General features: G+C 46.9%; 10 protein-coding genes. 6 read left to right on the top strand and 4 right to left on the bottom strand.

Annotated features, from left to right (window positions below):
- From GCU85_RS00985 to GCU85_RS00975, 3 genes are read left to right on the top strand one after another with little or no spacing between them, the layout of a single operon-like run.
- Nucleotides 1–948 carry an electron transfer flavoprotein subunit alpha/FixB family protein gene (locus GCU85_RS00985; RefSeq protein WP_152808426.1) on the top strand — a complete coding sequence of 316 codons (948 nt, stop codon included), beginning with the start codon at nucleotides 1–3 and terminating at the stop codon, nucleotides 946–948.
- Between the two features lie 26 nt (nucleotides 949–974).
- Nucleotides 975–1,745, top strand: coding sequence for a YajG family lipoprotein (locus GCU85_RS00980; protein ID WP_152808424.1), 771 nt, complete (start codon nucleotides 975–977; stop codon nucleotides 1,743–1,745).
- On the top strand, nucleotides 1,742–2,332 hold the full coding sequence (locus tag GCU85_RS00975) for a hypothetical protein (protein WP_152808423.1): 591 nt from the start codon (nucleotides 1,742–1,744) through the stop codon (nucleotides 2,330–2,332). Before GCU85_RS00980 ends, GCU85_RS00975 begins: the two co-directional genes overlap by 4 nt.
- A 113-nt stretch (nucleotides 2,333–2,445) precedes the next feature.
- Here the strand turns inward: GCU85_RS00975 and GCU85_RS00970 are convergent, their stop codons facing one another.
- From GCU85_RS00970 to GCU85_RS00955, 4 genes are all read right to left on the bottom strand, one after another.
- The gene (locus tag GCU85_RS00970) at nucleotides 2,446–2,868 is read right to left on the bottom strand and encodes a DUF6968 family protein (protein ID WP_152808421.1); all 423 of its coding nucleotides are present in this window, start codon (nucleotides 2,866–2,868) and stop codon (nucleotides 2,446–2,448) included.
- Between the two features lie 141 nt (nucleotides 2,869–3,009).
- Nucleotides 3,010–5,964, bottom strand: a complete 2,955-nt coding sequence (locus GCU85_RS00965) for a DNA translocase FtsK (protein ID WP_152808419.1) — start codon at nucleotides 5,962–5,964, stop codon at nucleotides 3,010–3,012.
- 268 nt (nucleotides 5,965–6,232) lie between these two features.
- Nucleotides 6,233–6,760 carry an RDD family protein gene (locus GCU85_RS00960; RefSeq protein ID WP_152808418.1) on the bottom strand — a complete coding sequence of 176 codons (528 nt, stop codon included), beginning with the start codon at nucleotides 6,758–6,760 and terminating at the stop codon, nucleotides 6,233–6,235.
- A gap of 143 nt (nucleotides 6,761–6,903) precedes the next feature.
- Entirely contained in the window at nucleotides 6,904–7,950 is a 1,047-nt protein-coding gene (locus GCU85_RS00955; RefSeq protein ID WP_218110454.1) for an NAD(P)/FAD-dependent oxidoreductase, read from the bottom strand.
- Nucleotides 7,951–8,359: 409 nt separating this feature from the next.
- On the opposite strand from GCU85_RS00955, the gene sucC reads away from it, so the two are divergent.
- From sucC to dnaA, 3 genes are all read left to right on the top strand, one after another.
- On the top strand, nucleotides 8,360–9,523 hold the full coding sequence (gene sucC, locus GCU85_RS00950; RefSeq protein WP_152808414.1) for an ADP-forming succinate--CoA ligase subunit beta: 1,164 nt from the start codon (nucleotides 8,360–8,362) through the stop codon (nucleotides 9,521–9,523).
- Nucleotides 9,524–9,537: 14 nt separating this feature from the next.
- The gene (sucD, locus tag GCU85_RS00945) at nucleotides 9,538–10,410 is read left to right on the top strand and encodes a succinate--CoA ligase subunit alpha (RefSeq protein WP_152808412.1); all 873 of its coding nucleotides are present in this window, start codon (nucleotides 9,538–9,540) and stop codon (nucleotides 10,408–10,410) included.
- 397 nt (nucleotides 10,411–10,807) lie between these two features.
- On the top strand, nucleotides 10,808–12,109 hold the full coding sequence (dnaA, locus tag GCU85_RS00940) for a chromosomal replication initiator protein DnaA (protein ID WP_152808409.1): 1,302 nt from the start codon (nucleotides 10,808–10,810) through the stop codon (nucleotides 12,107–12,109).
- The last annotated feature ends 153 nt before the right edge of the window (nucleotides 12,110–12,262 follow it).

Here is a 12,262-nt window from a genome sequence, read left to right as displayed (position 1 = left end):
ATGGCTGTTTTAGTATTAATCGAACACGATAATCAAGAAATTAACGCCGCATCGTTGAATACCATCACGGCAGCGTCGCAGATTGGCGGTGAGTTGCATGCGCTCGTTTTGGGGGATGGCGTATCAAGCGTTGCTGAAAAAGCAGCGGCTATTGCAGGGGTTGATAAAGTATTGACGGGTGAAAATGCGGCGTTTGCGCACGCATTAGCCGAAAATATCGCACCAGCTGTTGTGGCTATCGCAGGCGACTACACGCATATTCTAGGAAACGCGACAACCCAAGGCAAAAATATCATGCCGCGGATTGCGGCGCTACTCGATGTCATGCAACTATCTGAAATTTCAGCGGTTAAGTCTGATGAAGTATTTGAGCGCTTGATATACGCTGGCAACGCGATTGTTGAAGTCCGCAGCAATGACCCGAAAAAAGTCATCACGGTTCGTGCCACCAAATTCGATTCTGCACCTGCTTCGGGCGGTAGTGCTGAGATTGTCTCGATTACGGCAGGGATTGCGGCGGGTAGTGACAGCGGATTGTCTCAGTTTGTCGAAGCCAAGCTAGCAGACAACGCAGGTCCTGAATTGGCCACAGCCAGCATTGTCGTCTCAGGCGGTCGCGGTATGGGCTCGAAAGAGAATTATTTTGGGCAGTTGACACCGCTTGCTGAAAAATTGAATGCCGCGCTGGGTGCTAGCCGTGCAGCGGTGGATTCAGGATTTTGCCCCAACGACCACCAAGTCGGTCAAACAGGCAAAGTGATTGCTCCTGATTTGTATATTGCCATTGGTATTTCGGGTGCAATTCAGCACCAAGCAGGTATGAAAGATTCCAAAGTCATTGTCGCGATAAATAATGACCCCGATGCGCCGATTTTCCAAATCGCTGATTATGGGTTAGTTGCGGACTTGAATGAAGCGATACCTGCATTGGTTTTTGCGTTGTCATAACTTTGAACTTACAAAAAAGTACGTTGATGAAATTACATATAATTACCCCTATATTGGCGAGTGCGCTATTAGCAGGATGTGTTTCAAGTCCTTATCGCAACGCAACGCTGGTGACAGAAACACTACCTGAGTCAAGCAACCTCGCATTAGCTGCTCCTCCTGCTAATGTGAGTATATTTAGTTATGGCGTTAATGAGATAAAATTTGTCCCTAGTCAATCAGAAAGTGCGAATCGCGTGATCCAAGAAGAAGCTATTAACGCGCTAACCGAACAAGGATTTGACGTGCGACCCTTGGCGATAGACGACGAAGTAATGCAGCAAGCAATAGCAACCTATAAAGCATTACTGTTTGACTACAATGAATTTAAACTTCGTCCGACTCCAGTCTGGAAAGCCTATTACGAAAAAAATCCAATTAAGCTACCTTATTCATTGCCTGCGGCTCAGCAAGCTGGTGTAACGCATGTACTCTTTTTGTATGGTGGTGAGGCAAATTCAACGGGTGGACGAATTTTTTTGAACGCACTTTTAGCCACGGCTGGTGGCGTAGCTGGCGTTCCGATAACGATTGGTTTTGGTAGTTCGTATTTAGGTGCGGCAGTCATCAATGTCAATACAGGAGATGTTGCATGGGTCAACGGCTATAGTGGAGCAAGCGGACTGGATAAGCCAGCAGATGCCGCAAGAAATCATAGTGGCTCAAGTGATTTTGATCATTCAAATAGAGAGGGTAATTTGCGAATGCGCCGATTATTCACAGATTTTTTAGTACCACTTGACAGAGAAGCACGATGAATACATTGAAAAAAATATCAGTTGTTTTTTTATTATCCTTGTTAGCAGGCTGTGTTGCTTGGAAAGATAGTGCGGGTGAAGTGTCATCAATTGGTAGCAGCAAGAGCCGTGTTGAATTCACAGAACCTAATAAAGATTGGCGCAAACACACTAGTAAAATCAATGGTGCAGACGCTTACGAATATGTATTTACCAGCCCATCGGTAGATTCGATTCGTATAACTAAAATTCGTTATTCGGACATAACCGAAGATGATAATACGTTTAGGCCCGATGGGGATTTATTTGCCCTAGCAAATCAATTTATAGAGCATGAAAAAGAATTGATTGCACAGACGTCTCCGCTTAGATATGAGCTGATATCACAACAACAGACGACGACTCAAGACGGGGCATCAGCGGTTGCTCTTGAGCGTATTATTGTCGATTCTGATGGGCTCAAGTATCGTGTAAATAGCTTATTAATACCGATGGATTCTAACTACTTTTATCAATTTACGTATAAAGCCGTGAATCAATATTATTATCAACAGTCTATTGCAACGTTTCAAAGTTTGCTGAGTTCAGTGCGTATAATCAATCGATAGCGACGTACGGCAAATCGAATTGTTGCACGGTTAGCGCATTCTCCCTTAGTCTATTGTTACTCCACAAGTAATAAACACCGCCTCATTAACGCAATTTGAGGCGGTATTGTTCTCTATTTTGATGGTTTATTCAGCGACACATTCAGTGGGTTATTTTTGGTTAAGCGCTGGTGCATTTCCAAAAGGATTTCTGATTCGATGTTGGCATCGCCAAATGATTCGATTAGATAAGGAAAGCCAGCCTGCCAAAATGCATTTTCGTGCCAGTATAGCGTCTCGTTTGTTTTTTCCAGTGCTTGTCGTATGGCAGACGAAACTAACTGCACGGCTTGTAGCGCATCAACGCCGTAGGCTTGTCCGTCAATATCTGTGGCAAACCCTGTGATGGTGAATGGACACGACCAGTCTTTGTCGCTATCAGCAATGCTATCAGCAGCATTATCAGCAACGATTTCAGGTTGTCCAATCGTCACCGTGATGACATTGCCGTCTTCGGTTAGTAATTGGCGACTAGCGATGGGTTGATTGATGGACATTGGCGTGATTAATGCTTTTTAGCGGTTTGCTTTTAGGGGGTTGCTTTTAGCGGGCTGTTTTCCTTTGTTCTTCATTGTTTTTCATTGCGTTGCGTTGTTTTCAGCCCGCTTTGTTTGATTTGGACGCTAATTTTGTGGCGGCTAATTTTGTGGCGGCCCGAGGACCTTTCTGACGCCGTTGACGGGTTCGCTGACAATACCCTGTGCCTGCATATCCTCAATCATACGCGCTGCGCGATTATAGCCGATACGCAATTGGCGTTGCACACTAGAAATCGAAGCCTTTCCTGAGGTTAACACAATTTCAATGGCCTCAGGATACAAAGGGTCTGCGTCTTCTTTATCAGCTGCTTCGCTGGCGCCAAATGCGCCTAGGCTGGCAGGGTCTTGTTTCGCCGTGATGCTGTTGATATAGTTGGGCTCGGCTTGGGCTCGGATAAAATCCGTGACACGATCGGTTTCGGCATCGTCAACAAAGGCACCATGCAAGCGTTGTGGATGCGATACGCCAGGTGGCACATAAAGCATATCACCATGGCCTAATAAGTACTCAGCGCCTTGGCCGTCAATAATCGTGCGTGAATCGACTTTAGAAGATACTTGAAAGGCAATACGTGTGGGGACATTGGCCTTAATCAGCCCTGTCAAGACATCAACCGAAGGGCGCTGGGTCGCGAGAATCACATGAATGCCAGCGGCGCGGGCTTTTTGTGTGAGTCTTGCAATGAGCTGCTCGACTTGTTTCCCGACTACCATCATCATATCAGCGAGTTCATCGATAACGATAACGATAAAGGGTAAGCGCGCTAAATCAGGGTGGTGTGTGTAGCCAGTGCCTTCGTTAGGCTCCCACAGCGGATCTTTGATTGTTTCACCACGCGCGGTGGCATCATCAACCAGCTGGTTAAATGCATCAATTTTACGCACTTTCATGGCTGCCATTAGCTGATAGCGCCGTTCCATTTCACCGACGGCCCACGTGAGTGCATTTTCTGCTTCGTTCATGTCGGTGATGACAGGGGTAAGTAGGTGTGGAATGTCTGCGTACATCGACATTTCTAGCATTTTGGGGTCAACCAAAATCAGCCGCAGGTCTTTGGGTGATGCTTTGTAAAGCATAGACAGCAACATGGTGTTGATACACACCGATTTGCCTGAGCCTGTTGTGCCTGCAACCAGTAGATGTGGCATTTTCATTAGATCAGCGACGACGGGCTTGCCTGAAATATCAGCGCCAAGCGAGAGGGTAAGTGGCGATTGACTGTCTTGGAAAGGGGCAGAGCGTATGGCGTCTTTGAAATAAACGATTTGTCGTTGTTTATTGGGTACTTCTAAGCCGACGTAGGAGCTACCTGGAATGACCTCTTCAACTCGAACACCATTGACTGCCAAGGCGCGCGCCAAATCGGTAGATAGTGCGGTGATTTTTCTAGCCTGTACGCCTGGCGCTAAATCGACTTCAAATCGAGTAATCACAGGCCCAGGGGAGACGTGCATGACGGTGGCTTCTACATTAAATTGCTTTAGCGTTCGTTCCAAAATGCCGGCCATGTCGGCGAGTGTGTCTTCGGTATAGGCGTTTTTTTGGGCAGGTGGCTCATCGAGTAAGCTGGCCGGCGGAAATTGATAAGGGCGCTCGGGCTGACGGGATGGGCTTGGGCTGTCGTTACCGCGTGCTTTGTCGCGTATTTTGCCGTTTACTTTATCGGTCATTGCGGTATTGGCTTCGTAGGCTTTACCGATACTGACTTTTTGTTGGGTGGCGGCCGTCGTATTTGATGCTGTATTGGGTTCAGCTTTAGGCGTTGCATTGGGCGTGGCATCGGATTCGGTTGCGAAAGCCGTTATCGGGTCATCCCAATGTGCTGGGTTATCGGTGGTGGCGGGTTCTTGCCAAGATTTAGCTAGCGCGGGGCTAGGCTCGACCAAATCAGACGCATCAGTGCGCGATGAAAAACGATCAAAAACAAAGGGTTCAGCATCTATACTGTCGGTGCTAACGGGTTGCGTGTGGGCATCCTCATCATCGTGATAGGCAGTGTCGGGTGCTGTGTTTTTGTATAACGAGTTCTCGGGCAATGAATTCTCGGATAAAGTACGGGGGTCAAAATAGGTATCAATCGCGTCAAACGTGCCGTCATCACTTGGCGAGTGATTATCGGGTAGTGCATCAAAATTAAAAAAAGTCGGCTCTGACTTTTCGTGCGCAGGGGCATTGGATAAATCAGAATCGGTTTGTGCGGTGTTGGCTGCCATTGTTGGCGCTGCTGTCTGTTGCGGACTTTGCTCTGTGGTTTCGTGACGGTTAGCATGACCGTTAGCATGACCGTGATGGTAATCGCTGATGGTAAAATGTCGGCGCGGTTCGCTGGCTTCGTTGGGTTCGCTGGTTTGTCGTTTTTTCTCAGCAAACTTATTCAATATGCGAATTTTTTCTTGTAATGCGTTATCGTCTGTGTCGGCGATTGCATGGGATTTTTTAGGGGCATTAGCTGTGGATTTTTCGGCACGTAATTTATGAATCAGGGTGGCGACAAAACGATAAATCCCCGCGCCAATGCCTTCGCTGATTTTTAGCCAAGGAATATTGAATAACACGCTGAGTGAAATGAGGAAAATAGCGGTGGATAGCGCCATAATAATTGAGACAGAGCCGATGCTCTTTTCTAAGCCAATCGCCAACCACGCCCCCAAAGCCCCGCCCCCCGTTAAGGCAACGCTATTGATTGCGCTGGGGTCGTGTTTTGCCCATAGGATACAGCCCGAAGCAATGGCGGTTGTCAGCGTACATAAGCGCCAAGATAAAATTTCTTTGTCTATGCCCTTTTCCAGCCACGCTTGAACACAAAACGCCAGCAAGGCAATGGGCACTAAATAACTTAGCTTGCCAATCCATGAAAAAGAAAAATCACTATACCAAGCGCCCAAAACCCCAAAAGCATTTTGCACAGGACCACTGCCGCTATGGCTCCAAGCAGAGTCATTTGGGTGGTAAGTCATTAAGGCAATGAATAAAAAAACGGCAACAACGGCCGCGATAAGCGCCCCGGCTAAAACGACGGCGGATGCGAGATGACTGGTTGGTTTGTTCGACATGGTTATTAGTCTGTGTGAGTCTGTGTGTTATTGCGGGTAACTGCGAGAGATACCAATGAATGAGGTGGTGTTTTGCATGACGAGGATTATCCCATTTTTTGCCTCAAAAAACAAAAAAAATCGCTTGAAATCCGATGATTTCCAGCGATTTAATCAAAGTGAAATAGTTAGCTCGCGGCTTATTCGGTTGTTGTTGACGGCGTTGTTAGGCGCGATTACTAGGACTATTATTTAGGGTTTTATGTTTGCTTTGTTTATTGTTTACCGTTTAGTCTTTGACGACCTGTGTACCCGCAAGTAAGTCATGTAAACAGCGTTTATCTTCACGGAAAATGAATAGCGCATTGACTAGACTAATTAACCCGCCAATGAAAGGAATCATTGACGCCACCCAAAATACGGCATAGCGCTTACCAATTAGTGGCAGAAAATCGGGTAACTCGCCATCCATCGTCACGATTTTCATGCCTAGTAGTTTTTTGCCGATGGTTTTGCCTTCGTTTTTAAGGAAATAACCTTGTAATAAAACAAAGAGTATGAAGCTAATAATAAAAGTAAAAAGTGTTGCCACTAGATTGGCAGGCTTGTTAGGGTCAAATGAAATTAATCCCAAAGGAATAAAAATCGCCATAGAGATAACACCAAGTAAAAGCGAATCAATAATTGCACCACCTAGACGCGCCCAGCGACTGGCGAGCTCCATGTCGTGGTCAGCTGAGAAGTGATTGGTGTTAATCCCTTCTGTCTGCGGTGTTTCATAGGGATTTTGTGGATTTTGTGGGTTTTCTTGGTTCATTATGGTCTCCGAATGGGTTTTATTTTCTAGAGGTAAAGCGTAGCGAATTTTTGCCAAAATAACAATGAATAACAGAAATTTTTTATGTGGCGGCACGGAGGGTTCTATACGGCGGCTTCTGTACGGCGACTTCTGTACAGCGCTCAATAAAACCGCGCAATCGATACCGCGTTATCCAGCGGGGTTTTGTTTTGAATATGTGCATAGAGCTGTTGTGCCATCGTTGCGCCGAGCATGACACCGCGCGTACCCAGTCCGTTTAGTACGTATAGTCCGCGCTGGGTTGGGTGTTCGCCAAGCAGTGGGCGGCGGTCAATCACCGTTGGGCGGATACCTGCTGTCTGCGAAACCACCTCATATGGTACTTTAATCAGCGTGTTTAGTTTTTGTTGTAGTGTTTCTTTGGCGCTAGCGCTAGGCGCCTCATCTTTGTCGGTCCAGTTATAGGTCGCGCCAACAAAATACGTTGCGGTATCGACCTCGGGTAGTGGCGCGATAAAAACCCCACCTTTTGCAATCGTGGTCAGGCTTAATTTGGGTGCGTAAATGCGTAGCACTTCGCCTTTATTGCCCTGTAGCGGTAGCGTGTTGAAAAATGGATTGTCTTTGAGCCCAAAGCCCTCACAAAACACGACGTGCTGTGCGGTGATATCATGATAACGCCAGCCCTGTGCTATTGGTGTTAATGCAGCGTAGTCAAATGATGCAATGCGTAATTGGGCGTTTGTCATCAGCGTTGCTTTCATGGCAGATAAAGAGCCTTTGACATCAATGCGTCCGCTTAATTTGACCTCGCCAACGCCGTTGGGGGTGTGCAATGCGGCAGCGCCCGCAGGGTGTGTTTTGCCCAAATAGGGCGCAAGGTCGGGCCGAGTGGATTTGTCTAACCAAGTGGATTTTTCCATCGCATCGTGAAAAATACGACAAATTGGCGTTGGGTAGTCTAGCGTCAGGTTTAACGCTTGTGATAGCTGGGCAAAGGTATTTTGGGCGACTTGGATTTGTTGCTGCGCGTGCCATACGGGCGTAAACCGCTTGAGTACGACAGGGTTGTAGATGCCCGCTGCGGTTTTGCTGGCATTGTGCGCGCCTTGGTCGATGACAATAAACGTTTGGTTGTGTTGGTTGAGCTCGTGTGCAAACAAACTACCTGCAATTCCTTGGCCAATAATCAAATAATCCACGTGCACAAGGCGGCTCCCAAAAGCATAAAACCCGTATTATAGGGCTAATCACACATAGTCAGCAAGGACACACACAAAAGATTTACTGCTAAAAAAAGACTATTTTGTGCTAAAATTGCTCTGGTATTGTCAGGCTATTGCCAGGTTAATGTCGCATTTTTACCGTATTTTCGCGCCAAATTAATCTGTTAAATTAACCTGTTGTTAACTGGCTGTTAAGTCATCTATTGGCTCATTAGCCAAGGTGGTATCGTAGGTTTATCGTGGGGGATTGCGGCACATTTAGCATAGACTGCAACAAAAAGTAGCAAAAAAGCAGTAGCAAAAAAACAGCCATCTAATACAACAAAGGTCAATACAAGGCATCTTGAATTAAACAATTTAATTAACACTAAAACATAGGCAGGAATTACTGATGAATGTTCATGAATATCAAGCGAAATCACTTTTTCGTTCATATGGTGTGCCAACACCACGCGGTATCGTCGCAACAACGGTTGATGAGGCCGTCGCTGCAGCCAAAGAACTCGGTGGCGAAATTGCCGTAGTCAAAGCGCAGGTCCACGCAGGTGGCCGAGGCAAAGCAGGCGGTGTCAAAGTGGCAAAATCGCTTGATGAGGTCAAGACATTTGCCGAGGGAATGCTTGGACATACCTTGACGACCTTTCAGTCGGGTGGCGTTGCTTTGCCCATTAATTCAGTGTTGATCGAAGAGGGGCTAGACATTGCGAACGAGCTTTACTTGTCGGCAGTCGTCGACCGCGAAAGCCAATCCGTTACGTTTATCGGGTCGTCTGAGGGCGGCATGGATATCGAAGAGGTCGCTGAAAAAACACCAGAAAAAATCATTACTGTGCATGTGCCTGTGGCGTCTGGTTTTCAGCCGTATATTGGTCGCCGTTTAGGTTTTGCAATGGGGCTGGACAAGGCGCAAACCTCACATTTAGTCAAGGTCATGAATGGCTTGTATCAGTTGTTTTTGGCCAAAGATTTTGAGCTAATTGAAATTAACCCCTTGATTGTCACGGGCGAAGGCAATTTATTGGCGCTGGACGGCAAAGTAGGCATCGATGGCAACGCACTATATCGCCATCCTGATATCGCTGAAATGCGCGATGCGTCTCAAGAAGACAGCCGTGAAGCAGAAGCGGCAGAAGCCGAGCTAAACTATGTTGCCCTAGATGGCACGATTGGTTGTATGGTCAACGGCGCAGGGCTTGCGATGGCGACGATGGATATTGTGAAGCTACACGGTGGCGACCCCGCTAATTTCCTTGATGTGGGTGGTGGTGCAACGGCAGAACGCGTCACCAAAGCCTTTAAACTCATTTTGTCATCGGATAAAGTGAATGCAATTTTTGTCAATATTTTTGGTGGTATCGTGCGCTGTGACTTGATTGCCGAGGGCATCATTACCGCCGCGAAAGAAGTCGGACTGTCAGTGCCAGTAGTCGTGCGCCTGCAAGGGACAAATGTCGAAAAAGGGCGTGAAATGATTGCACAATCAGGGCTTAATATTCAGGCCGAAGAAAATCTAACCAAAGCCGCGCAAGCTGTCGTTGCGGCAGCCAACCAATAATCTGAGGAGCTATCATGAGTATTTATATCAACAAAGATACAAAGGTCATTGTACAGGGTTTTACAGGCTCTCAGGGTACGTTTCATGCCGAGCAATGTATCGCCTATGGCACGCAAATTGTCGGTGGTGTCACCCCCGGTAAAGGCGGACAAGTTCACCTAGACCGACCTGTTTTCAATAGTTGCGCCGAGGCGGTTTCAGCAACTGGCGCGAATGCTTCGGTCATTTTTGTACCACCGCCGTTTGCGGCGGATTCAATCCTAGAAGCCGCCGATGCAGGCATTGAGATGGTTATCTGTATTACCGAAGGCATCCCTGTGCTGGATATGATGAAGGTCAAAAGTGCGCTACGGGGTACAGGCGTTCGCTTAGTCGGGCCGAACTGCCCTGGCGTGATTACGCCAGACGAATGTAAAATCGGTATTATGCCAGGCCATATCCATTTGAAAGGCTCTGTCGGGATTGTTTCTCGCTCAGGCACGTTGACGTATGAAGCGGTTCACCAAACAACGAGTATTGGTTTGGGGCAATCCACCTGTGTCGGCATCGGTGGTGATCCAATTAATGGCACCAACTTTATCGATGTGTTATCCGCGTTTCAAAACGATGAGGCGACAAAATCCATCATCATGGTGGGTGAGATTGGTGGGTCAGCCGAAGAACAAGCGGCTGAGTTTATTCAATCTAACGTGACCAAACCCGTCGTCGCTTATATTGCGGGCGTGACCGCGCCCCCAGGAAAGCGTATGGGGCATGCCGGTGCGATTATCGCTGGTGGTAAAGGAACAGCGGCAGATAAATTTAAAGCGTTAGAGGCTGCTGGTGTACGAACCGTTCGTTCACCCGCTGATTTGGGACAAGCCATTAAGGAAGCCTCAGGCAATTAACGTCTCGTTAATTTTCGGCGCGTGCGCCCCGTGCGTGCCGAAGATTGCCCTTAGCCTTTACCCTTAGTTTTTGCCCTTTAATCGTTACCCTTAATCGGCTTATTATTGGTGGCTTTGTTGTCGATGGCTTTGTTGTTAGCGTCATGTTTTGGTGATTGCTTTGCTAAATGACTTTACTAAATGACTGCGCTCAATGACGTCGCTCAATGACTGGCAGGTACCCAATCGACGATTTAATGCAATTAACAATAGTCAGCCAAGCGTTGACTCGTTATAATAACGCTCCCTACCACTAACCGTAGGGTACCACTACTCATTATAATAAATCAATATCACCCCATCGTATTGCATCGCCAGCCAAGAGCCGGCGTAAGATAAATCAATTTTAGGAAAATATATGTCTGATGCATTGTGGGATAGTTGTCTGGAAAATCTAACGACTGTCGTAAACGAAGAGGATGTTTCTCGGTGGCTCATGCCCCTAGAAGCGCTGAGTAAGCAAAATGAACTAATCCTTTATGCACCCAATAAATTTGTTTGTGATGAAGTCAACAAGCGATTTATTCAGACGATTGAGTTAGTCGCAAAAAAAATCGATTCGCAGGTCACGATTACGGTAAAACTGGGCTCGCCAGCGACGCTGTTTGACGCGCCACGCCAGAGTAAAGCCGAAGATAAGTACATCAGTGCATTAAACCCAACGTTTACCTTTGATAGCTATGTCGAAGGTGCATCGAACCAAATCGCGGCGAAATCTGCTTTGGGCGTCGCCAATAACCCGAATGGCAGTTTCAATCCGCTATTGATTTATGGCTCGACAGGGTTAGGCAAGTCGCATTTGATGCATGCCATCGGTAACCAAATCAAATCGATTAACCCCAAGAAAAAAGTCGTTTACCAAACGGCTGAACAATTCGTGGCAGAAATGGTTAATGCCATTTCACAGGGCAAGATAGATGCCTTTAAAAAACACTACCGTGCAGTCGATGTATTGCTGGTTGACGATGTGCAGTTTATTGCTGGCAAAGAAAAGTCCCAAGAGGAGTTTTTCCATCTGTTTAATACGCTATTGAGTTCGCGTAGCCAAGTCGTACTGACGTGCGACAAATACCCCAAGGACGTTGAAAACCTCGAAGAAAGGCTTAAATCTCGGTTTGGTGCTGGGCTTTCCGTTGCGGTCGAACCCCCCGATCTAGAAACGCGAGTGGCGATTTTGAAAAAGAAAGCCGCGATGATTGCCTTTGAACTAGATGACAAAGTGGCGTTTTTCATCGCCGAAAAAGTGCGTTCACACGTGCGGGATTTAGAAGGGGCGCTAAATAGCGTGTTCGCCTTGTCACAATTTAATAACCAACCTGCGACTATTGATTTGGCCAAGATGGCATTGCGCGATATCTTAAATGCGCAGCAACGCCAGATTAGCGTTGATAATATTCAAAAAACAGTGGCTAATTATTACCATATCAAGGTATCAGACATCAAATCTAAGAGCCGCAAAGCCTCGGTCGCTAGACCAAGGCAAGTGGCGATGGCGATTGCCAAGCAGCTGACGAATTTGTCGTTACCTGACATTGGTGATGCCTTTGACCGCGATCACACTACTGTGATGCACGCGGTGAAAAAAATTGATGAAATGAAAAATTCTGACCCGCGCATCCGCGAAGATATGACAAATTTGATTACCACGTTGACCAGTTAGCAAAGGTGACCAGTTAGCAAAGGCTGAGTGACACGCCGCAACCCGCTAGTAGCTCACTAGTAGCCCATTGGCAGCCCATTATTGACCCATTACCAACCCATTAGAAATGTATTAATAAAATCGACCATTAACCCGTTTATTTGATGGTGTTTT

This window comes from Ostreibacterium oceani, from assembly GCF_009362845.1.
Taxonomy (GTDB): Bacteria; Pseudomonadota; Gammaproteobacteria; order Cardiobacteriales; family Ostreibacteriaceae; genus Ostreibacterium; species Ostreibacterium oceani.
The sequence above is the reverse complement of the archived record's forward strand: the minus strand, read 5'-3'. Positions and strand labels throughout refer to the sequence as shown.